The organism is Niabella soli DSM 19437, assembly GCF_000243115.2.
Taxonomy (GTDB): domain Bacteria; phylum Bacteroidota; class Bacteroidia; order Chitinophagales; family Chitinophagaceae; genus Niabella; species Niabella soli.
In genome coordinates this window covers 3,317,808-3,340,801 of record NZ_CP007035.1, presented here as the reverse complement: position 1 = coordinate 3,340,801, position 22,994 = coordinate 3,317,808, and the positions used below count along the sequence as shown (strand labels likewise).

Below are 22,994 nucleotides of genomic sequence, written 5' to 3'. Positions count from 1 at the left end.
AAAACGTCAAAATAACAGACTTCAAAACGAAAACGATAAGGTATAGAATACACGGAGGCTAACCTCAAACAAAAAACTTCAAACGATAAACGAATTTTATATGAATATTTTTACCGGAGAATTGGTTGGAACCTTTTTGCTCATTATCCTGGGGAATGGGGTGGTAGCGAACGTGGTCTTAAATAAGACCAAGGGAAACAGCAGCGGCTGGATCGTGATCACTTTTGGCTGGGCGATGGCTGTTTTTGTAGGCGTGTTTGTTTCCTCAAAAGCAAGCGGCGCCCATCTGAACCCCGCCGTAACTGTGGCGCTGGCCTGGTTAGGGAAAATTAACAGCAATACAATTCCGCAATACCTTGGTGGGCAACTGCTGGGCGCGATGCTGGGCCAGGCAGGTGTTTGGCTGGCCTACCGGCAACATTACTTAGCTACCGATGATACGGGCCTGAAACTGGCTACTTTTAGCACGGCACCGGCGATCCGCAGCCCTTTGAATAATATGCTTACGGAATTGATCGGAACCTTTATCCTGATCCTGACGGTACTGTTTATTATTGCGCCGGCAAATAGCCTGGGGGCCCTGGATGCATTACCTGTAGCGTTTATTGTGCTGGGCATTGGCTTAAGCCTCGGTGGCCCTACGGGTTATGCCATCAATCCGGTGAGGGATTTTGGTCCCCGGCTGATGCATGCTATTTTGCCTATTGGAAAAAAGGGGCCCAGCGATTGGGGCTATGCCTGGGTGCCCATTGTGGGGCCAATTATCGGTGCGGTGCTGGCCGCGATAGTATTTCAGTGCCTGAATTAGAGACCTGTGAGGTTTGCAAGAACCTCACAGGTTTGTCGCCTGCGCCCAATCCTGTATACAGGTCACCAGGGTTTCTATATCTGCAACCGTATTATGGTAGTGCATGCTGATGCGCACCAATCCGTTCCTACCCGTGGTTATAATAGTATTGTTTGCTAAATGCTGGTGCAGTCCCCGCTCCTCTTTCAGCACCAGGATAGAACAACGATTGTCCATTGTGGCGGGACCGATGAGTTGCACAGGCAGTATTGAAAGCTTTTCCAAAAGTGTTTTTGTAAGAGCGGTGTTCTGCGCGTCAATAACCGCAATGCCTGTTTTGTTTTTTTCTTCGATTGCAGTGTTAACCAGACAAAAGCCAAACATATTGATGCTGCCGGGTTCATAGTTTTCAATGCCGCCGTCAAAATCAAAATGCTCCTTGTTAAAACGAAACGTATTGCTTTGCATTCCCGAAATTTTTGCCGGGTACCGTTGTGCAAATGCTGCGTTCATATATAAGATGCCGCTTCCAAAACCGGCATTCATCCATTTATAGTTGCTGGCGATCAATACATCCGGGTTTATTTCCGGAAGGTGGATATTGACGGCCCCCAGGCTTTGGGTGGCGTCAATAATTGTATAAACATTATTTTGCCGGCAAATGCTGCAAAGGGTTTTAATATCCAGTTTAAAGCCGCTCTGCCATTGCACATGACTGATTGCCACCAGGTTTATTTTTTGCTCCCGGATGAGGGTTTCTATTTTTTCCATTGAGATCAGGAAACCGTCCTCATCATCTATCCATACAATATTGAAATTGTTGATGACAAAAGGAATGTAAACGGAGGGGAAATCCTTTCTGTAGAGCAGTACTTTTTCGTTCCCATTTAACGCCTGAACAATTGCATTAATGCCATGAGAAAAATTCGGGATCAGCGCGATGTTTTCTTTTGTTGTGCCCATGAACCGGGCAATCGTTTCCTTTATTTCAAAACGCTGTACATCGCGCCAGTGCTCGGCTGCCAGGGAGCTGTTGGTGGTAAAGCGTTTATAAAGATCCATTCCGCTTTCCTGTACGGCCCCCGGGATCAGGCCGCAGGCGGCGGTGTTTAAATAAACAGGGGTGGTTGGTGTGGACATTAGTGTGTTTTAGAAATGTAAGACCTGTAAGGTTTAAAAAACCTTACAGGTCTTACCCATGTTTTTAATCCATCTTCTCCGGCCGCATTTGCGGAAAGAATAATACGTCCTGTATGGAAGGCTGACCGGTAAGCAGCATTACCAAACGGTCGATACCAAAGCCGATACCTGAAGTTGGTGGCATACCATATTCCAGCGCACGGAGGAAGTCATAATCGATATACATCGCTTCCTCATCCCCTCGTTCCATCAGTTTTGCCTGCTCTTCGAAGCGGGAGCGTTGTTCAACGGGATCATTTAATTCGGAGTAGGAATTGGCTATTTCCTTTCCGTTTACCATCAGCTCAAAGCGCTCCACCAGGCCTTCTTTTTCGCGGTGCTTCTTTGTAAGCGGACTCATTTCAATGGGATAGTCAATAATAAAAGTGGGTTGTATATAATGGGCTTCACATTTTTCGCCAAAGATCTCGTCAATGAGCTTTCCTTTGCCCATGGTTTTATCTGTATGGATGCCCAGTTTGGCACACACATCGCGCAACCCTTCTTCTGAAAGACCGCTTACGTCGAAACCGGTATGCTCTTTTATCGCATCATAAATAGACACGCGTGCATAGGGCGCTTTAAAGGAAATATTTTTATCGCCTACAGCAGCCTCTGTAGTACCGTTTACATCGATTGCTGCTTTTTCCAGTAATTGTTCGGTGGTTTCCATCATCCAGAAATAGTCCTTGTAGGCCACATAAAATTCCAATACGGTGAACTCGGGGTTGTGGGTGCGGTCCATCCCTTCGTTACGGAAATTGCGGCTAAACTCATATACCCAGTCAAAACCACCCACGATCAATCTTTTTAAATAAAGCTCGTTAGCAATACGTAAATAAAAGGGAACGTCCAGTGCGTTGTGGTGCGTAACGAAGGGGCGGGCGGCCGCGCCGCCTGGGATCGACTGCAAAACGGGCGTATCTACCTCTAAGGCGCCCTGCGCATTTAGAAATTCACGGATAGAATTGATCATTTTAGTCCGCTTGACAAACGTCTCCTTCACTGATGCATTGATCACCAGGTCCACATAACGCTGGCGGTATTTGAATTCGGGATCTGTCACCTCGTCAAAAACGTTCCCCTCTTCATCGCGCTTAACCACGGGAAGGGGTTTTAATGATTTTGACAGCAGGGTGAGTGTTTGGGTGTGGAGGGAGGTCTCCCCTGTTTTTGTTATGAATACATAGCCCGTAACCCCGATAAAATCACCAAGGTCCAGTCCGTGTTTCACCAAAACATCCCAGGCGCTTTTATCCTCGCCGGGGTACAGTTCATCCCTTTTTACATATAGCTGGATCAGCCCCTGTTTATCCTGTATTTTTATGAAGAACACTTTTCCCTTGTCGTTAATGCTCATAATACGTCCCGCGAGGGATACCCGGGCAAAGTTTTCCTTTGTTTCTTCTGTAAATTGGGCCTTTATATCCGCGGAGTAGTGGCTCACCGGGAATAATGGCGCCGGGTATGGGTCAATCCCTGCGGCTCTCAATTTCTGTAATTTCTCTCTTCTTATTTTTTCCTGCTCGGAAAAAGATTGTGTGCTCATGAATCTATTGTTGAAAATGAGGTGCAAAGATAGCTGGTATTTAAGATTTACGAATTCCTGATTTTGCCAGAACTTGGCGGGGCGGATTAAATTCTCGGCGAAAAATAATTTTCGATGCAATTGCCTGTAAATTAGCATCAGTTAAAATGCACATAATTGCAAAACAGCAACAATCGAGCTCTGAAAACTATATCCAACTGCGTGCCCATTGAAAAAGGAAAGACAGTTAAGGGCTATAACAGCAAAGTCATTGCGGCAGAGAAACATATTATTGCCGAATTCAAAGCCAAACAGGATGTTTTCAAAACTGCAATTATTTGGAAATATTATTTATGTTGATTTGTTATGTAAATGAAACCGGTAATCTACATTCTAGGAATTTTATTGTTGACAATCAATTGTTTCGGGCAACCGTTTATAATGGACAAGATCAACCCGGTGCTTACGGGCGATACCCATGGCGACTCCATCCGGAAATATTTTTCGATGACAATGTACTCAATGCAATCGTCCGATGTTTATAATGAGAGAAAGAATCTATCTGCTCACTCCAGAGATCCTTATCTAATGATGATAACACTGTATTCCAATAACCTTGCAGTAAGCAATAAAACGGTGCTCCGGAAAATTCCTGAACTTAAGAAGTATCCGAATGATACGATAGATCACTCCATGATGATGACCTATACTTATGCAGGGCAATATGCCATTCCTGTTTTTGATTCAACAGGAATCATTGTTATAGTAGAAGGCATTAATAAAGAAAATGCAACGGAATATGAGTTCAGAGTTCTCAGGAATCAAACAGAGGTTGTAGTACCGTGGCATACTCCCACACTTTTTTATAAATGGATTTTTTATAATTATACTCAACAAATAAACAGAACGGCTGCTGATACCGTTGGCGCCTATCTTGGACAGTTTAAATCCACCGCCGGCAACCGGCTTGTTTTTGAAGTGCGCAGGAAAAATAAGCCAGCATTAATACAGGCCAGGCAATCGGCCTTGTGGCTTAGTCGTACTCCTTCTATTGTGAACGTTTTCACTACAGATCAAATGTCCGGTTTTTTGGAGACCTTTAAAAAGCAATGGAAGCCGCCTCAATTATTCGAAAACTACGAAGATTGGTTACCCTCTAAAGACAGCATAGAAAAACTGCCAAAGAAGTTTAAACCAGGGGAAAACAACCTTATTTTTTATCTCGATGATATTGTTAAATCTAAAGAAATTTTAGAATACAACCTGCTATCCGGCAAAGACAGCACCGGCTGGAAGCCCAATGACTTTGACCTTAATTTTATATGGCTTAAAAACATTCCGCCCGGAAGTCATCAGTTGAAGGTGCGTTTTAGTATACAGCGGCAGAATGTAACGGTGTATACTTTCTACGTGCAACCGTATTGGTACCAGACCCTATGGTTTAAAATGATTGCGGGGATATTGTCTTCTCTGGCATTTACATCGGCTTATCTTTTGCTAATAAACCGCCGGCAGAAAGCAAAATTTAAAAAAGAAGAAGCAAAAAGGCAACTGACGCAGGCAGAGATCAAATCCATCAAATCGCAATTTAACCCACATTTTGTCTTTAACGCGCTGAGTTCTATACAGGGGCTAATTACTAAAAACGACATTGAAGGCGCCTACCGTTATTTGAATGACTTTAGTTTGCTGCTACGCAATTCTTTAAGCCAAAGCGAAAAAGAATTTGTCAGCCTTTCAAAAGACCTGGAGTTGATTGAAAATTATTTGAAACTGGAACAACTCCGTTTCGGCTTTAGGTTTGAAATAGCATTGGAGAAAGCGATCAATAAAACCGAAATAGAAGTGCCGGCGTTGCTGTTGCAACCTGTGATTGAAAATGCGGTTAAACACGGTATTTCCAATTATTATGACAAGGGACTATTGACAATTGATTACAAAATAAACGAAGATAATCTTGTCGTTTGTATTGCAGACAATGGATCAGGGTTTAACCCAAGGGCCAGAAACGGATACGGGTTAAAACTTACGGAGGAGCGGATAAGGCTGTTGAACAAAACACTAAAGGATCGTCAAATTGGATGGAATATTAAAAATATAGAACAGGGAACAATTGTCACTTTCATATTTAACAACTGGCTATTATGACACGTGCCGTAATTATAGATGACGAAGTAAATAATATCGACAACCTTGATGGACTATTAAAAAAGTATTGTACTGAGGTAGTGATTGCCGGTACTGCAATGAATGCCGATAATGGCGCCTCACTGATAACATCAGTGAACCCCGACCTGGTGTTCCTGGATATTCAAATGCCGGGTAAAAGTGGATTTCAGATGCTGGAAGCACTCGGTGAAAATAATTTTGAGATCATACTGATCACAGCTTTTGACCAGTATGGCATACAAGCCATAAAATTTTCAGCAGTTGATTATTTATTAAAGCCCATTAATATTAAAGAGTTGCAATTGGCAGTTGAAAAAGCCACAGAAAGAATAAAAACAAAGAAACATAACAAGGAGCTTGACAACCTGCTGGCTCTTATCAGAAACCGGGATGAAAGAACGGCTCATAAACTTGCACTGCCCGCTTTAAAAGAAACACGGTTTGTATATCCGCGTGAGATCATCCGTTGTGAATCGTCTAACGCATACACTACCTTTTATCTTTCAGGCGGAGAAAAGATTATGGTTTCCAGACCTATTTATGAATACGAAGAATTATTGGCAGACTTTGGATTTCTGCGTTGTCACCAATCCCATCTGGTGAACAAAGCGTATATCAAAAGTTGGGCAAGAGGTGATGGCGGTTATCTGGTCTTTGAAAATGGTGATGAGATCCCTGTTTCAAAAAGCAAAAAAGAATATGTTGCAAATGTTTTAATATATCTGAAATAAAAAATAAAATGAAGACGTTGTTATCAATAATTACCCTCTCTGTTTTTTGCGCCGGCGCTTTTGCCCAGCAGCACGTTACTATTCATGGCAAAACAAAGCTGCTAAGCAATTGTAGGAAAGTTAAGATTTCCGGCCTTCCCGATGCCCTTATAAAACCTGATGGCAGCTTTGAAGTAAGTGGCAATATAAAGGAACCGGGTATTGCATTAATAATGACCGATAGCTCGGGCGCCAGCAGCATCTGGCTGGAAAGCGGAGTATATACACTGGAGTGTAAGGAAATAAAAATGAAGGACATTCAATCCGTTTTAATGCGCACATCAAAACTAATAGGACCATTGGATGCAATGATCTATAACGATTATGGAAATGCAGCCTATAGGGGTTTTGGCACGTATGACCCTGAAGATGAAAAAATTCCTGAACCCCGAATAATAACCGAAGAGCAGAAAGTGGCTATTAGGGAAAAGCAAAAAGCGCTGGCATTCCACTATGTTGACAGCATTATAAAAAAATACCCGGAATCCAAAGTATTGCCGAATATTATTCGCACTTCAAAATACTATACCGGGGATGAGGGAACAAAGGCTCTGATAGCAAAACTTTCGTCTGCCCAACAGGCAACCGAAGAAATACAACGACTTTTAAAAGGATTGCAGCGAAACAGTATTATTGCTAAAGAAGGAGGCTTTGAAAAGTTTTCAATGAAAACCGCTGATGGGAAAGACTTCCGGCTCTCTGATGTTAAAAATAAAAAACTGATCTTGATTGACTTTTGGGCAAGTGATTGCGGCCCATGCAGAATCACGCATCCGCGTCTAATAGAGCTGTATAAAAAATATGCAGACCGAGGTTTAGAAATAGTAAGTGTTTCGCTTGACAACGACCGCGAAAAATGGCTGGAGGCGATCAAAGAAGATAAAATTAGCCATTGGATCAACGTCTCTGATTTAAAAAATTGGGAAAGCCCCCTGGCAAAAAAATATGCGGTATCCTTTATTCCCTTCCGGTTTTTGCTGGATGGAAATTATAACGTGCTGAGCCATGATGATGATGGTCAGATATGGGTAACAGCGGGAACCATAGAACAGGAAATAAAGAAGCAGGGGTGGTAAGATGCTTAAATATTCGGCAGGTCCGTAGTTACCTTCAAATTCGGGTATTTATTGCCCAGCTTATTTAAAAAATTCCCGCCCACAACGAATTGCGGTACCATATCCTGCACCCGGAGGGCAACCGAGCCCTGGTTTTGCGGGCCTATATTTAAAAAGGAAGAATACAGGTCCAGCACGATGGGCTGATCATCTGTATTTAATGAAAGCTTGTACGTGCGCAGGGAGTAGTTGCCAAATTTTTGCTGCATAAAAGAAGACCCGCCCGGTTTGGTGGTTTCCTGCAATGTGGAATTTGTTAACCGCTGCCGGTCAAAAATGAGGTGTGCGGATATATCGCCATTTTTATCTGTATCCAGCAAATGGAGGCTGTCGCCGCTTAGTACCAGATACTTCGGCGTATGAACGGTTCTGAAACGCACGGTTCCCATTGTGGCGGCGCCCTTCACCAAGTTTTTTGCCATATCCTTTGCCTCGTCTGTAGGGGTATGTTGTGCCCGGGCAGATGTAAAAGCGTCAACAGGAGTTGTTTTGAGCTGCTCTTTGATAAAGGCATAGCCTCCCTCAAGATAGTCCATTTGATAGGTGGCCGCATTGCGGGCCTCACTGTTCAGGTCCAGGTTGTTGAAGGTGTCGGCTGTTTTTCGCATCCTATTTTTATATAAAAGAAAAACCAGTGCATAGATAATAATAAAGCCGGAGAGGATGTAAACGTAGATAGGCATAGTTATATTTTTTGTGGTGTAATTATTTTTTTACGGGTGCGTGTGGGCATAAGTCCGTAAATGATGAGCACTACCAGGATCCCTGCAAAAACTTTGCCGCCATGCCGTTTATAAAAACTAATCCGGAGCAGTTGTTTTGCATCCAGGCTATTTTCTTTTAATATTATATGAAGCTCTTCCGGACTCAATTCATAATACTTCCCCGTTAGCTTATCATAACCCACCAGACGGGGCGGCTCTTTTACCCAGATAGGAATTATTTTATTAAATCCGTATTCGACAGTAAGTGTAGCCAGGTCCAGATAGTGATCTTCTTTCCAGCCCGGCTCTTTTGTAATAAGATAAGTTGTTGTATTGGGCAGGTCCGCCGCCGGTTTTAATTCCTGATAACTGCTGTAGCGGATGTGTATTCGTGCTGCCGCGTCCTTTTGACAGTACAACAAAAAAATCAGAAGAAATAGTTTAGAAGGTATTTTCATTTATCTTAGTGTCCGGAACTCTAAGATATCGGAAAGCTTGCAGAAATCAAAATAAGACAAACCTTTCGGCACGCATATCTTCATTAACCAGGAGTTGGAAGCGGCGCTCCGGAAGAAGTTAAATGCAGAGGGCGGTTATCCAACCTATGTTGTAATAGATCAGAAAGGAACCGTACACCCCAATAGCATCACCGTTATGAGCGACTTGAGCCGGGAAAAGTTTATCGAAGCAGCAGGATTAAATTGATCTGGCAAAAATAAAAGTGCCCATAAGCTAAATCTTCGGTAGCTGATACCCGTTATTATAGGAAGCCATCATGTATTTTGCGTTCAACCCGTTGTTGGTAAACTGCTTTTTGTTTTTATCCCAAACCACTTTCTGGCCGCTGCGGAAGGCAATATTGCCCATCTGGCAAACGGTGGCGATATGGGCGCCGGTTTGTATGGAGCAGTTCAGATCGTTTAGTTTGCGCGAGCGCACTACTTTAATAAAATTTTCTGTGTGTTTATCCAGCCCGTTGTCGGTAGGGCTTTTGCGGGCGACGCTTACTTTTTTGTCGCTGCGCTTTTCTTCGATCACCTCCCAGCCGCCGCGGTCCAGTTCCAGGGTGCCATTATTGCCTATAAAGGCGATGCTGTGGTCTCTTCCAAAATTGCCGTTATCGATGCCCATGGCATGATCCCAAACCAGGTTAAAATTGTCGAATTCATAAAGTGCAGTAAGGGTGTCCGGTGTTTCCTGGTACAGATCGGGGTAAGCAAAATCACCACCTAAAGCAGAAACGGTTTTGGGGACGGGGGCGTTCATACCAAAAATGGCATAATCGATCAGGTGCACGCCCCAGTCGGTCATTAACCCGCCGGCATAGTCCCAGAACCAGCGAAAATTAAAATGGAACCGGCTGCTGTTGAAGGGCCGGGTTTTGGCGGGCCCCAGCCATTGTTTGTAATCCACACCGGCAGGTGGCGCACTGTCTGCCACTTTGGGCCCGGGCTTCATCCAGCCCTGGTAGCAACAAACCTTTACCGTCCTGATGTTGCCCAACTGACCGGAATGCACAAAATCGATCGCATCGCGAAAATGCTGCTGGCTGCGCTGCCATTGGCCTGCCTGCACCACTTTATTGTATTTTTCCTGCGCAGCCACCATGGTCCTGCATTCCTGAATAGAATTACCCACGGGCTTTTCAACATACACGTCTTTTCCGGCCTGCAGGGCGTGGATCATGATGAGGGCGTGCCAGTGGTCCGGTGTGCCAATGATCACCGCATCAATATCCTTGCGATCCAGCAAGGCGCGATAGTCGCCATAGGTTTTTATTTTAGCCGTATCGATATTCTTTTTTGAAAGCTCCGCCATGCGTTTGTTCAATACGTTTTTGTCCACATCGCAAAGCGCCACCAGGTTTACTCCTGCATTTTTGAGCATAGATAATGTATCTGACCAACCCATGCCGTTAATGCCGATGGCGCCGATATTGATCTGGTCCGCGGCAGCGATATTACCGCGTGAAAAGTTTTTTGTATTAAAGGACTGTAAGGCCCATCCGCCGAATGTCAGCAATGAGGCATTGGTAATGAATTTTCTTCTTGAGTTCATGGCAACCGTTTGTAGTAAAAAGATGATCAAATTTACTACAAAACCGGCTCGCAATCATTTTTGAACCTGCATCATTTATTGCGCCGCTTTATGATCAAAACTCAATACCCGTTTTAATTTCCATCTGTTATTTTCCAGTAACCATAGTTCCGTGAATTTAGCGGTGCCCGATTTTTTGTATTGTCCATTGGATAATATAAAAAAAACATGACGGCCTTCCTGTATCGCACCATATAGTTGTTGATTCTTATAAAGCGGGTACACTTGCATAGAACCCTTAACCAGCCTTCGTTTGGGTTGATCGGAATTATTACAGATGTTATTTTGTATGGATGCTTTAAAGGCGGCTTTGCCGGAAGTGATGCCGCCCACATCATGATAAAACTCCAGGTCATCGCTAACGATATTGTCGTAGACACTTACCTGGCATTTATTAAAACCTGTTTCAAATAACAGGCTATCCAGGTGTTTCATGGTTTTGAAAAGCGAGGTGGTGTCGCTTACCTGGGCTTTTCCGGAAGCGTAAAGTAATAATGCAAACCCGGCAATGATTATCTTTTTCATTTTTATTGTTTTAATTGGAGATATCATTATTGTTGATACCCCGTTTATTTTTTAGAATATCCTTTTTCAATTTTCCAAACCGGTAATTAATACTGAACCCCGCTTTTCTAAAATACTGCTGGTTGCTGTTTATTTCAATGAAATCATATGACACGATTTCCGTGCGACTGTTTCTGAATTTTGTAAAGGGGTTATTGATATATGCAGAGAAGGATAGTTTTTTCTTTAGCAGGCTTTTACTCATACTAAAGCCGGAGGCTATATATCCATTGACGGTTCCCTGTATCTGTGCGGGCGCCAGGTTTTTTCCATATAGGTACAAAGAGGCGCTGACGATCCAGTCATTTTTAAAGGTATAACTATTGGAGAGGGTTGCGCTGTACAGTAGTTGTTGTGTTTTTGCGAGCCGCTCATCAACGGCGCTTTGGATCCAGAAATTGCCTATGTTGCCGTTAATAACGGTTCGCAGCGCTTTGGTAAGGGCCAGATTAAAGTTGGCATTGAGCATCAGGGCTGCAATTTTACCTGAATTGTCATAGGTAGTATAAGTGATTTTTGAGGCGGAATCATAACGGGAGGTTTTCAGATCCAGGTTGTTGGAAAAGGCATAGTTAAGGCCGATGTTTATGGCTTGTTTTTTATTGCTGCCGTAGCCCAGGTCAAAACTATGGATCAGGGAGGGTTTTAGATCGGGATTCCCGTAGCTTATAAAATTAGGATCCGACATATTTACAAATGGGTTCAGGCGATTAATACCCGGGCGTTTCAGCCGTTGATTATAACCGAAACTGATATAGGTTCCGTTCGTATAATTTTTATTAATGGCGAGGGACGGAACCAGGTTAAAGTAGTTGTGGGCCACTTTTGTTTGCGTAGCCTCAAAATCAATATTATTAATGGTTTCCTCCAGCCTTGCGCCGGCTTTAAACCCCCAGTTTTTTAATGTAAAGGAATAGGTGTTGTACGCAGAAAGAACAGCCTGATGATTCACAAAGGCGTCCCGTTGTGCGGGATCATTTAAAAACTGATCGGAAAGAGAATCATATTTCAGGGTGTTAAAGGCACTTCTATTGTCCCGGAAAATAGCTTTTATTCCGGCTTCCATTTTTATTTTTTTTATATTCTGGACATAATCCACCTGGCCGGTATGTTCCGTTGTTGTTGTATTGTTGTACTGGCTATAGTCGGGAACGGGATAATGGATCGCCTCCAGAAAACTATTGCTGGCGGCGCTGTTGGTTTTGTACTGCATATACCGGTAGGAAATAGTGAGCAACCTGGATTTATCATTCCGGAATCCCAATTGGTAGTTGAGGCCGGCATCAAGGCCGTTATTATTGAATCTGGAATTGCCTGCCAGGATAAACTGTTGCAGTATTGCTTCGCCCTGATCCAATATGGAACTGCGGTAGCTGTTATTTCTTCCGTTGAACCCGTTTAGATTAAACTGCGCGGTGAATAATTGGAGCGAATCGGACTCATAGCTGAATTGGGTACCCAGGTAGCGGCCGTTATTATGGCCCTTGTTGCTTCCTGTAACATTGAGGTTGGTGGGCACATCGCCACTGGTCGTTCGGCTGGTAGTATTTGTTACCAGGGCATTTTCAGCAAAGTTGCCGCCGCCGTATAATTCAACTCCCAGCTTTTTATGTGTGGCTGTAAAAGAAAAACCACCGGAAGGACCACCGGAAGGAAACCCTTCACTGATGTTAACTGTTCCCTTATACCCTTCTCCTATTTTTTTGGTAGTAACAATATTAATGACCCCGCCCAATCCTTCTGCGTCATATTTGGCCGGGGGCGTCGTATATACTTCAATACTTTGAATAGTGGAAGCGGGCAGGGTCTTTAAAAAGTTCTTCGGATCCTGATCAACAATGCCCGAGGGTTTTCCATTGATTAAGATCCGGTAACTGCTGTTGCCTTTTAACGTGAGGTTTTCCTGGCCGTCAACCGACAGATAAGGAACTTTTTTCATAATATCCAGTACGCTGCTGAACTTGCTTTCCGGATCCATCTCCGTGTTGTAAACCAGTTTGTCAATTTCTTTTTTTATTAAAGGTTTCGTTGCGGTAACCGTTACATTTTGCAAAGCCGTTCCTTTTTGCTGCAACATTATCCGGCCCATATTGAGGGTGCCCGATTCAGCCCGTGCCCAGGGAATGGTTGTAGAGAATGGCAAACAAGCGGTGCTCGTAATGGTTAGCAATGTACCCGCTTTTTCTTTTGCAGCAAATGAAAAAACGCCGGTTGCATTAGCGGGAATCGTAAAAATGATAGTATCTCCTTTCGTAAGCGTTACGGTGGCCCAGGCAACGGGTTGTTGCAATGAATCAGTGATCTGCCCCTTGATTAAGATAGAATCGTTTGTTTGTGCGAAAAGAGCCGTGGTGCCAAAACAGTATAGTATGAAAAGAAGTGAAAATTTCTTTGTTATCATAACAAGGATCATTTAAACGAACTTATGGGTTCGTACGGCTAAAGACAATCCCAAAGCGGTAAACGACCTTTATTTACGGGCCAGGGAATACTTTTGCAGGTTGAAAAATTGAGGAGTATTATAAGTAAAGACCTGGCTACTGTCCGGGCAATACAATTCCCCGGCAACAACAAAGTATTACTTTTCTTTTTAGCGCTAAACGCAGGAGTGCGGGGAAAATAAGGCTGCAGGTCAATAGCAACCAAACAACATCAGTCCTTCTGCTTGTGAGATACTATAAAATAATAAATCAAAAATCCGGCTGAAATAAAAACGGTTTCTATGCCCCAGGGAATGGGTGACTGTTCCCAGTCAAAAGCAAGCGTGCCAATAATAATAAGACCGGTACCTCCAAAGAATAGTAAGATGCCCCATTTTAATGAAGATAAAAGATTGTTTTTCCGGGTCAACAAGCGCAGATAGTTTTCATCCAGTTGCCCGGATCTTATAAGACGTCTTTTTAATAAATAGTTCATAAATTCAATACCAACACCCGCAAGGATGGCAACAACGGCAACGATCATAAAAAACGCGAGAATATCTTTCATAATTTTATTTTTTATTTAAACCCGGATAATCAATAGTCACAAAAGAAGTGCTGAATGTTGCGGAAATAAAAGAAATTTTTTTTGCAACATTTCAGACGATTGCTGTGTCTTGTTCCGGCCGGGATAAATGTGCCCGTATTATAGGCTTTTACTTTTGTTCAGTAATTACAGCAGTTGATATGTTTAATGAAAGAAACATGGTTTCATTGGCGCTTAAGGGCGATTTGCGGGCATTTGAACTGCTGGTAAAAGAATATGAACAGCTTGTTTTTTATATAGTGAACAGGCTGGTGGATAATAAAACGGACACTGAGGATATTGCACAGGAAGTGTTTATTAAAGTATACAATAATCTGGAAAAGTTTTCTTTTCAATCTAAATTATCAACATGGGTCGCCCGTATAGCCTACCACACAGCATTGAACTATATACGGGATCATAAAAAACAGGGGCGTTCTGAAATAACAGAGGAGGTTTATTTTACAACCGAAACTCCGGAAAGATTATCAGAGCAGAAAGATATTCTCGGGTACGTGCATAAGTTGATTGAAGGAATGCCGGTTGCCTATAGAAGTGTGGTAACCTTGTATCATTTTAATGAAATGTCCTACGAAGAAATCCGGCAGATAACCGGGATGCCCGAAGGCACTGTTAAGAACTATCTTTTCCGGGCGCGTAAAATTTTAAAGGAGAAACTTAAAAGTTACCTAAAATGAAAGAAAAAGACCTCGACAGTAAAATACAGGAATGGCTGGATGCCGGCATGCACGGGTCTGTTCCGGAAAGCAACGATCCATCAATGCTCAATGAGCTGCAGGCGTATGATATGTTGTTTAAGGCGCTGAAGGAAAAAACAACCGCAACCGGGCCTTCCTATTCTTTCTCCTTTAATGTTATCCGGAAAATAAAAACCAGGAATGAATATAGGCGGCGGTTTATCTGGAATCTTTTGCTGCCCGCCGCAATCGTATTGGCCATAGCCATAATTTATGGTGTTGCGCTTGTTTTTGGGAACAAGGCAGCCACAGAGGCGATTGCATTGCTGGTAGCGTTAAAGGGACCACTGTTATTTGCGTTAGGTTGCTTTTTCATTATTCAATACCTGGACGGAACGCTCATAAAAAGGCGGCATGCGCCCTAACCGGCTTTTGACATTATTGCCCGTCCACTTTTTTCTTCAGTTCTTCCAGTTCTTTTTCCTTTTGCAGGATCTCTTTGTGGATCACGTCTTTTGATGTAGCCGCCGGCTTTGCTTTTTCATCAGAATAACGATAGGTATTGTTTTGTGTAGCAACGGTATCTTTTGCTGAATTGTTATACCGGTAGCCGCTGGTGTTATGGGAAGCGGTGTCTGTTTTCTTTGAATCGTCGGTCCATTTATAGGTGCTGTCATTTTTTGAATTGTTCTTTTGGCTGATCACCGTACCATTATCACTTTCCAGGTCACCGTCGGCATCCATCGTATATTCTATGCCTGATTCATATTCGTAACGGAACCGCTCACGGTGCACCCGGCGAATACGGTTGCCATCGGCCTCAATATTAATATCCATCGGATTCAGTTTTTGAAAGACACTTTCATCGATCTGTATTTTCCTGCCAACGGGCACTGAAATAACAACAGTCACGTGCTGCAGGCGGTATTTGGCGCTTTTGTCGATAGCATAGCCGCTTGGCAGGTCAAGCACACTGTCCTGAGAGGATACGGTATATTGTATTTTATTGGTGCGGGCCAGCGCTTCTTCATCTGTGCTGCCGAGGGCCTGTTTACTGATTGACACATGATACAAAGAATCGTCGCTTTTTTCAAACTGCAGATTGATGTCCGAGATTTTTAAGGTGTCCTTTGTCATGCTAAAACCATTAATACGGTTATCGCGGTTACGCATCCAGCTAAAATCGCCCTTATATTCCAACTCCGGCTGAGATACGGTTATGAGCAATTTCCCCTTACCGGGTTGGCTTATGACTGCCGGGGTTTCAACAGTTTGGGAACGTTTAAAATCCTTCGAAATGCTTGAAACCGTCAAAACCAAAAACACCCAGCCGCAGGCCCACAAGCCGCCAAACAGGTAGTTGAGGTACTTGCCGGGGGTGGTTACATTTAAAATCGTGCGTACCAGCCATACTACTCCGCCAACGATGGGAGCGCCTATAAAAAGCAGCAGCGTGCCCCAGGCAAGGAACTGCTGATTGTCGCTGGTCCAAAGGAAATTATTAAACGGAGCAAAGGCATACCCGCTAAATACCAGGGCAAGCAGTGCAACAAACAAGGAGAAGATTATAGTGCCAAAAACGATCAGGAAAATAATTTTTATACCCATAGCAATGCCGTAGCCCAGGCCGCGGGCGCCCCTTCCGGCGGCGGTTCCAAATTCACGGCCAAAATTCTGTCCATATGCTTTTCCTGATTGTCCCAGTTTGGAAGCGGAATCGGCTACTTCTTTGCTCCAGTCCTTTACACGCTCTTTTACATCGCCCATGGAGTTTTGAACGTTATTGCGGATACTGTTCAGATCCACCGGCTGGCCGTGCATTTCCATTTTTTCGTAAGGGCTGATCGCCTCCGGCAGCACGATCCATAAAATAATGTAGGTGGCAATAAAGGTTCCGGTGAGGGAGCCAAACATAAAATTGGGGAAGAACCAGGAATCGCCATGTCTTAAAATACCGTTCAGGATGCTCAGGATCAGCGGAGCGGCAAAGATCAGACGGATGATGCGGGTTTCCTTGCCAAAGTAAGCCGCAATACCGCTGCAAACCCCGCCCAATTGTTTTTCATCGGGGTTGCGGAACAGGCGTTTGCCTTTATAGCCTTCCAGGTTCCGGGAGGGAAGGAAGATCCACAACAGGATATAAATAAATACCCCGGTACCAAAACCGCCCAGGGCAATGATGGCAAACAGCACCCGTACAATGGAGGGATCAATATTGAGCCAGTGCGCAATACCACTGCAAACCCCGCCAAGTTTTTTGTTATTTTCATCACGGTACAGTTTCCGGCTGCCGTAGGAGCTATTGGCATAGCTGTTATCCGGCTCCTGATTTTTCCCGGCTGTTGCGGCGCCTTCTTCCAGGTCTTCGGGGCGGCCCATCATGGTGATCATTTCATCTGTATCGGCTTCGGTGATATGCGGCGCGCCTTTGCGCAGTTTTTCAAACATCAGCTCCGAAAAACGGCTTTCAATATCGGCAATGATCTCATCCTTTCCCTGCTCTTTGGCAAAATGCGCGCGCAGGCTGTCCAGGTACTGCTTTACTTTTGCCGCTGCGGTATCTTCAATAGCAATGCTGCGTCCTCCCAATTGTATGTTTATGATCTGTTTCATTTCTTATGTTTTGTTGTTACAGGGTTTTATTGCTTAGGGTATTTACGGCTACAGAAAGTTCGTTCCAGGTTTGCTCCAGTTCTTTATAGAACTGCTCTCCTTTTTCGGTAAGGGAAAAATATTTCCGGGGTGGCCCGCTGCTGCTTTCTTCCCAGCGATACGTAAGCATTTCCGCATTTTTCAGCCGGGTAAGCAGGGGATAAAGTGTACCCTCCAGGATCTGTAAACCCGCGGCGCGCATTTCCTCCAGGATATCGCTGGGGTAAGCCTCCCCTCTTTTGATCACGGAAAGAATGCAGAACTCTAAAATCCCTTTCCGCATCTGGCTTTGTGTATTATCAATATTCATTATTTCGGTCGATTGTAGGTCAAAGATACCCGATAGCTATAGTATTGGGCAATACATAGTACCTTGTTTGGCGTTTGTTTCTCGGTGAAGCGAAGAAAAATGTCGGCGAATAGCGGTAGCTTCGCCGAGGCTCGTTCATAGTTCATGGCGTATAGTTCATGGTTGATGCGGTGCTATGAACCATGAGCTATGAACTATTCACAATCATAAATCATGAAAGTATTCGTAACACGGCCCATCCCCGAAACAGGTATCCAGTTAATGAAAGATGCCGGTATTGCGGTAACCATTTCTGCCAAAACGCTCGCTCAGGAGGTGTTAATTACCGAATTGCAGCAGTATGATGCCCTGCTAAGCGCCGGCTTTGTAAAGGCAAACGCCCATTTCCTGGAGGCCTGCAAGCACCTGAAAGTGGTTTCTCTTTTTTCAGTTGGGTATGATAATGTAGACATTGCCGCCGCAACCCGCCTGGGCATCCCGGTGGGCAATACGCCGGGTGTTTTGAGTCGTGCCACAGCAGATACCGCCTTCCTGCTGATGCTGGCGGTATCGCGCAAAGCATTTTATAATTATCATAAAATATTAGACGGGAAATGGCAGGAATTTGAACCAATTGCCGATTTAGGTATAGAATTGTATGGCAAAACATTAGGTGTTTTCGGTTTGGGCAGCATTGGCTTTGAAATGGCCAAAAAGTGTAAGGCGGCTTTTGATATGAAGATCATCTATCACAACCGGAACCGGAATGAAACGGCAGAGAAAGAATTAGGAGCCGGCTATGTTTCTTTTGAAGAGCTGCTGGCCAACAGTGATGTACTTTCGGCGCATGCCAATCTCTCGCCCCAGACAAAAAATATATTCAACAAAAACGCTTTTTCAAAAATGAAACCCCGCGCCATTTTCATAAATACCGGGCGGGGCGGTTTGCATGATGAGGCCGATCTGAAAGAAGCGCTGGATCAGAAAACGATCTGGGGGGCCGGCCTGGACGTAACCAACCCTGAACCCATGGCGCCGGAGAACCCATTATTAAGGATGCCTAATGTGTGTGTATTACCGCATATTGGTTCTGCCACCGAGGAAACGCGTGATCAAATGGCCCTCTTGTCTGCCCGCAACGTGATCGCCGGCTTAACCGGCGCGCCGCTGCCCACGATCGTAAACCCGGAAGTGTATAAAAAATAGGGTTGGATGCCGGATATTTTTTGAACCGGCTGCAGCATAGGTGGCATCTGGGTTGCTACGCTCAGTTCGGGGTTCCGGTCATAATGGCGGCAGGATTCCGTCCCGGGATGCATATACAGGCACTAAATGATGATTTTGGGGCCGCGACGGTCTTATGGAGGGGGTTGGTCGTTTTTGTTTTCAGGAAATAAATAAGTTAAATTAGCGGGAGCGATTGCCTGACATAGAACCGTTTGAAAAACAGGAGTTTCTTTAACAAAGCAAACCTTTATACTATGAAAGCACTGATAATCAATGACGAAAGTGTAATTAATAAGATTTATACGCTAAGAGGACAAAAAGTAATGCTGGACAGAGATCTGGCTGCAATGTATGGCGTGGAAACAAGAAGATTGAATGAACAGGTAAAACGCAATGCTGCTCGTTTTCCCGAAAATTTTATGTTTAAACTTACTGATGCCGAGGCGGATTTAATGGTGTCGCAAAATGCGATACCATCTAAGCAAGTATTGGGCGGGTCGATGCCCAATGCGTTTACCGAACATGGGGTATTGATGCTGGCGAATGTTTTAAAAAGCAGCAAGGCCATAGAGGTAAGCATAAAAATCGTTGATATTTTTGTCCGGCTGCGTGAAGCACTGCTTGCCAATCAGGATATATTACTAAAATTAGAGCAACTGGATAAAAAGATTATCAATATTGGACATGATGTAAAAATGCACGACGGCGAAATCGAAACTATTTTTGAGTTAATCAAAGAAATAATGGAAGAAAAGTTAAGGCCCCGGCCCGCAACCCGATCGGCTTTAAAACAGATGCCGCTGAGTCCTGAGTGTATACTCTTCTTGTTGCGTCCCTCCCCTTTTTCCGTTTCTCCTTTTAAAACCATTTAATTTTATGAGAACAACAATCCTTGCCGTAGGGCCTTGTTGCTTTTTGCCTGCCACAAAACGGAAAGGCCCGTTCCCGGAACCTGTGATGATACAGTAACCAGTATAATTATTGATCCATCATTGTTTTTCAATGACGGCCGACAGCTATAAATCCCCCTTTATGGGGGATGCTTATTTCCTGCAGCAACGGTAACTTTGTGGTGTAACTGGCTGCGTTTATTCAAATGTTGAAGAAACAATCGCCACAAAAAATAATTTTTCTCATGTAGATTTTTTTGTCTGCAACGCAGGTGGTTTTTACTGCCTGCCCGTTTTTATTGGCATACGTAAAAATAAATTACAGAGTCGTTTTTGTATTTTAATTTTATAGAGAACGTATAAAAATGATACAACTGTCTGCAAGGATTAGCCGGATTGTCCTGATTTGCTTTGCGTTGCAAACGGCGCAGGCACAACAGTTGCCACTTGAGAACTTCAATGTTAATAATGGGCTGAGCCAATCCCAGGTAACCAGCATTGCACAGGACATCCGGAACTATTTATGGATAGGAACGGCGGCGGGTCTGAACCGTTTTGATGGAGTGCATTTTACAAGCTTTTCAAAAAAGGACGGCATTAATTCGAATAGCATCACGGCGCTGTATAGCTCACGCAAGGGAGACATATGGATCGGGACAACAAAAGGACTTTCTAAATATGATGGATACCGGTTCCAAAACCTGCAAACGCCGGAAGAGAACCCGTTTGTAAGTTTTGATGCCATTGCGGAAGATGCGTCGGGAAATATTTATGCATATAGTGCCTGGCAGGGAATATTTATTGTAAAGGGGGATAAGGTTATCCGGCTCAATACTCCTGAAAAAAACAAAACCCCTACCTGTGTATACTGCGACAGTAAGAACCGCTTGTGGGTGTATATAAATGGAGCCGGTTTTTACACTTTGCTGAATGAACAGTGGACGAAAGAGCCGGATATGGCGGGTCTCCGGAGGCATGAATTTATCCGGCAGTTAACAGAGGGAAAAGACGCTTTTTACGCCATAACCAACCAACGGGCACTTTTAAAAATTAAGGATGGAGTACTTATTCAAAGAAAGGAAACCTCAGGTTTTTTTCTGAATGCCTGTGTTGATGATGGTAATAATCTTTGGGTGGCATCGTCAAAAGGTATTATTGTTCTGGATGGGGGCGACCTTTCATTTAAAAAAGAGATCAATGCGCGCAACGGCCTGTCGGATAATATGATTCATACTATTTATAAGGATGCTGATAACAATTTCTGGATAGGTTCTGATGGCGACGGGTTGTTTAAATACTGCGAAGGCCCGTTTGTGAAGTATGATAAAAATACAGGGCTGGCAGGCAATATTGTAATGGGGTTTTCAAAAACAAAAGAGGGGAGCATCCTGCTGGGCACAAGAGAAGGCGGATTGCAGCAATACGATCGCCAAACAAAAACATTTCACCGTATCGATTACGCGCGGCATAGCAGCTACGGAATTAATTGTATGGGCTCTGACGGCCGGGGAACGATCTATATCGGAACAACGGATAACCGGCTGTTACAGATAAACGCAGGGCGGGTGGCAGAGATACCGCTCGAAAAAAAATACCGTCCGGGAATTTATACCATCAAGCCTTATGGCAACCGGGTACTGGTGCATACAACAATGGGGGGCTATTGGATCGATGGGGTAACCGCTACAAAATTTGAAGGCACCACGGGGCTTGTTAATTCTATTGAACTAGATGATGATGCAATACTATTGGCGGGAGATAACGGAATGTATCGTTATTCCCGGCGGAAACATGATTTTAAAAAATTGTATATCCAGGGTATAGATGACGATATAACGATTTCCTGTTTTGAGCGTACCGGTAACTACATTGTGATCGGCAGTTTCGGAGATGGTCTCTTTTTTTGGGATCCGGTTGCAAACAAAGTGTTGCCCTGTAGCCGGGATAACGGGTTGAAGGATAATAACGTTTTTACACTAATGAAGGATTCCGGCGGGAAGCTGTGGGTGGGAACCAGTTCCGGAATGCAATGGGTGCGGTTGAATGATAATTTAAAAAGCTTCGATGTAAAGCAATTCAATATTAGCGATGGCTATGAGCCCTCAGAAACAAATCTGAATGCGATACTTGAAGATGGGGAACAGAATGTTTGGATCGGTACTACAAAAGGAGCTTTTATATACAATCCGTTACCTGAAAAAAAGGATAATATAAGGAGGCCGGTTGTGGTTCTTGAGGGCGTGGATTATCCGGGCTTCAAAGCGGCTGGTTCGGGTACTTTTTCGGCATGGGAGCATTTGCCGTTGAACCCGGAAATCGCATTTGACAATAACAGCATTTCCTTCAGTTTTAAGGGGATTTGCCTGCGCGATCCGTCCGCATTTTTATATTCCTATCGGTTGGATGGTTTTGACGCCGGCTTTTCATCGTTTCGCTCCGAAACAACATTAAACTATAAAAACCTTCCGCCAGGTCAGTATATTTTTAAAGTGAAAGCTTTTACCAGGGAGGGCATAGCCTCTGCAAATACGGTTGCGTATCCCTTTACCATTATTACGCCCTATTATAAAACCACCTGGTTCAAAGGGCTGATAGTGGTAGCGTTAATATTGGTTGGCGGAGGCATCCAGTTGCTATATGCAAATGAGAAACGTAAGAGGCATAAAGAGATCCGTAAAATTAAAGAACAGGAGCAACAAAAAATAAGAGAGCAAACGGCTGCGGATTTTCATGATGAGCTGGGGAATAAATTAACCAGGATATCCTTGCTGGCGGATGTACTGCAACATAAAACAGATCCACAAGATGAAGACAAAAATAAAATCATCAGCCAGATAAAATTAAATGCCCTGGGACTTTATACCGGTACAAAAGAAATTATCTGGTCTTTGTCCAGGGAAAGCGATAACCTGAATGATGTACTGACTACGATCCGGCAAACCGGCGTGGAACTATTTAGCGATACGGAGGTTCAGTTTGAGTTTACAGGTCTTGCCGGTATGGAGCCGGGAATAAAAATCCCCCCCGGCCACAACCGCAATATCATCATGATCTTTAAGGAGCTGCTGAGTAACAGCATGCGGCATGCGCAGGCAACAAAAGTAGTTATAGTCTGCCGCAAAGAAAGCCCGGGCGCTGTGGGCGTTTATTTTACAGACGATGGTGTGGGGTTTGACAAAGAGTTGCTTACCGGTAACGGGCTAAGCAATATCAAACGCAGGGCCGATAAAATCGGCGGGCATATTACCATTACTTCCGTAAAGCACCAGGGGACCTCCTGTTCTTTAATTTTTAATATACTGCCAAATTAATAATAGCA

At 44.0% G+C, this 22,994-nt stretch carries 19 protein-coding genes; 9 read left to right on the top strand and 10 right to left on the bottom strand.

All coding sequences use genetic code 11. The annotated features are described in order from the left end of the window. Nucleotides 1–100 precede the first annotated feature (100 nt). Nucleotides 101–808, top strand: a complete 708-nt coding sequence (locus NIASO_RS14195) for an MIP/aquaporin family protein (RefSeq protein ID WP_008586890.1) — start codon at nt 101–103, stop codon at nt 806–808. A 24-nt stretch (nt 809–832) separates the two neighbouring features. Here NIASO_RS14195 and NIASO_RS14190 read toward each other — a convergent pair whose 3' ends face one another. Then, nucleotides 833–1,927: an aminotransferase class V-fold PLP-dependent enzyme gene (locus NIASO_RS14190; RefSeq protein WP_008586888.1), complete on the bottom strand. Its 1,095-nt coding sequence runs from the start codon at nt 1,925–1,927 to the stop codon at nt 833–835. A gap of 64 nt (nt 1,928–1,991) precedes the next feature. After that, a complete protein-coding gene (gene lysS, locus NIASO_RS14185) occupies nt 1,992–3,515 on the bottom strand; it encodes a lysine--tRNA ligase (protein ID WP_025298996.1) in 1,524 nt (507 codons plus the stop codon). Between the two features lie 420 nt (nt 3,516–3,935). On the opposite strand from lysS, the gene NIASO_RS19740 reads away from it, so the two are divergent. From NIASO_RS19740 to NIASO_RS14165, 3 genes are read left to right on the top strand one after another with little or no spacing between them, the layout of a single operon-like run. Then, nucleotides 3,936–5,642, top strand: coding sequence for a sensor histidine kinase (locus tag NIASO_RS19740; protein WP_025298994.1), 1,707 nt, complete (start codon nt 3,936–3,938; stop codon nt 5,640–5,642). After that, nucleotides 5,639–6,394 carry a LytR/AlgR family response regulator transcription factor gene (locus NIASO_RS14170; RefSeq protein ID WP_008586882.1) on the top strand — a complete coding sequence of 252 codons (756 nt, stop codon included), beginning with the start codon at nt 5,639–5,641 and terminating at the stop codon, nt 6,392–6,394. Before NIASO_RS19740 ends, NIASO_RS14170 begins: the two co-directional genes overlap by 4 nt. 8 nt (nt 6,395–6,402) lie before the next feature. Further along, complete coding sequence (locus tag NIASO_RS14165) at nt 6,403–7,509, top strand: TlpA disulfide reductase family protein (RefSeq protein ID WP_008586880.1); 1,107 nt, start codon at nt 6,403–6,405, stop codon at nt 7,507–7,509. Between the two features lie 5 nt (nt 7,510–7,514). Here NIASO_RS14165 and NIASO_RS14160 read toward each other — a convergent pair whose 3' ends face one another. The 6 genes from NIASO_RS14160 to NIASO_RS14135 form a co-directional block, all read right to left on the bottom strand. Beyond that, entirely contained in the window at nt 7,515–8,231 is a 717-nt protein-coding gene (locus NIASO_RS14160; RefSeq protein ID WP_008586878.1) for a hypothetical protein, read from the bottom strand. A gap of 2 nt (nt 8,232–8,233) precedes the next feature. Then, nucleotides 8,234–8,710, bottom strand: coding sequence for a hypothetical protein (locus NIASO_RS14155; RefSeq protein WP_008586876.1), 477 nt, complete (start codon nt 8,708–8,710; stop codon nt 8,234–8,236). A gap of 274 nt (nt 8,711–8,984) precedes the next feature. Further along, a complete protein-coding gene (locus tag NIASO_RS14150) occupies nt 8,985–10,310 on the bottom strand; it encodes a Gfo/Idh/MocA family protein (RefSeq protein ID WP_008586874.1) in 1,326 nt (441 codons plus the stop codon). Between the two features lie 75 nt (nt 10,311–10,385). Next, the gene (locus NIASO_RS14145; RefSeq protein WP_008586872.1) at nt 10,386–10,874 is read right to left on the bottom strand and encodes a nuclear transport factor 2 family protein; all 489 of its coding nucleotides are present in this window, start codon (nt 10,872–10,874) and stop codon (nt 10,386–10,388) included. Between the two features lie 10 nt (nt 10,875–10,884). Next, nucleotides 10,885–13,314: an outer membrane beta-barrel protein gene (locus NIASO_RS14140; RefSeq protein WP_052356542.1), complete on the bottom strand. Its 2,430-nt coding sequence runs from the start codon at nt 13,312–13,314 to the stop codon at nt 10,885–10,887. Nucleotides 13,315–13,565: 251 nt separating this feature from the next. Further along, nucleotides 13,566–13,901 (bottom strand): hypothetical protein, encoded by a 336-nt coding sequence (locus tag NIASO_RS14135; protein ID WP_008586867.1) that lies wholly within the window; start codon nt 13,899–13,901, stop codon nt 13,566–13,568. 179 nt (nt 13,902–14,080) lie between these two features. Here NIASO_RS14135 and NIASO_RS14130 point away from each other — a divergent pair, with 179 nt between their 5' ends. Both NIASO_RS14130 and NIASO_RS14125 read left to right on the top strand, forming a co-directional pair. Next, the gene (locus NIASO_RS14130; RefSeq protein ID WP_008586866.1) at nt 14,081–14,617 is read left to right on the top strand and encodes an RNA polymerase sigma factor; all 537 of its coding nucleotides are present in this window, start codon (nt 14,081–14,083) and stop codon (nt 14,615–14,617) included. Next, a complete protein-coding gene (locus NIASO_RS14125) occupies nt 14,614–15,042 on the top strand; it encodes a hypothetical protein (RefSeq protein ID WP_008586864.1) in 429 nt (142 codons plus the stop codon). The genes NIASO_RS14130 and NIASO_RS14125 overlap by 4 nt, the downstream gene beginning before the upstream one ends. Before the next feature lie 13 nt (nt 15,043–15,055). On the opposite strand, the gene NIASO_RS14120 is transcribed toward NIASO_RS14125, so the two are convergent. Next, complete coding sequence (locus tag NIASO_RS14120; RefSeq protein ID WP_008586862.1) at nt 15,056–17,230, bottom strand: PspC domain-containing protein; 2,175 nt, start codon at nt 17,228–17,230, stop codon at nt 15,056–15,058. A gap of 16 nt (nt 17,231–17,246) precedes the next feature. Then, nucleotides 17,247–17,579 carry a PadR family transcriptional regulator gene (locus NIASO_RS14115; protein WP_008586860.1) on the bottom strand — a complete coding sequence of 111 codons (333 nt, stop codon included), beginning with the start codon at nt 17,577–17,579 and terminating at the stop codon, nt 17,247–17,249. Nucleotides 17,580–17,792: 213 nt separating this feature from the next. Between NIASO_RS14115 and NIASO_RS14110 the strand changes: the two genes are divergently transcribed. From NIASO_RS14110 to NIASO_RS14095, 3 genes are all read left to right on the top strand, one after another. Continuing rightward, nucleotides 17,793–18,764, top strand: a complete 972-nt coding sequence (locus NIASO_RS14110; RefSeq protein ID WP_008586858.1) for a 2-hydroxyacid dehydrogenase — start codon at nt 17,793–17,795, stop codon at nt 18,762–18,764. A 275-nt stretch (nt 18,765–19,039) separates the two neighbouring features. Then, nucleotides 19,040–19,657 carry an ORF6N domain-containing protein gene (locus NIASO_RS14100; protein WP_008586856.1) on the top strand — a complete coding sequence of 206 codons (618 nt, stop codon included), beginning with the start codon at nt 19,040–19,042 and terminating at the stop codon, nt 19,655–19,657. Nucleotides 19,658–20,040: 383 nt separating this feature from the next. Further along, nucleotides 20,041–22,986: a ligand-binding sensor domain-containing protein gene (locus NIASO_RS14095; protein ID WP_008586854.1), complete on the top strand. Its 2,946-nt coding sequence runs from the start codon at nt 20,041–20,043 to the stop codon at nt 22,984–22,986. Nucleotides 22,987–22,994: the final 8 nt, after the last annotated feature.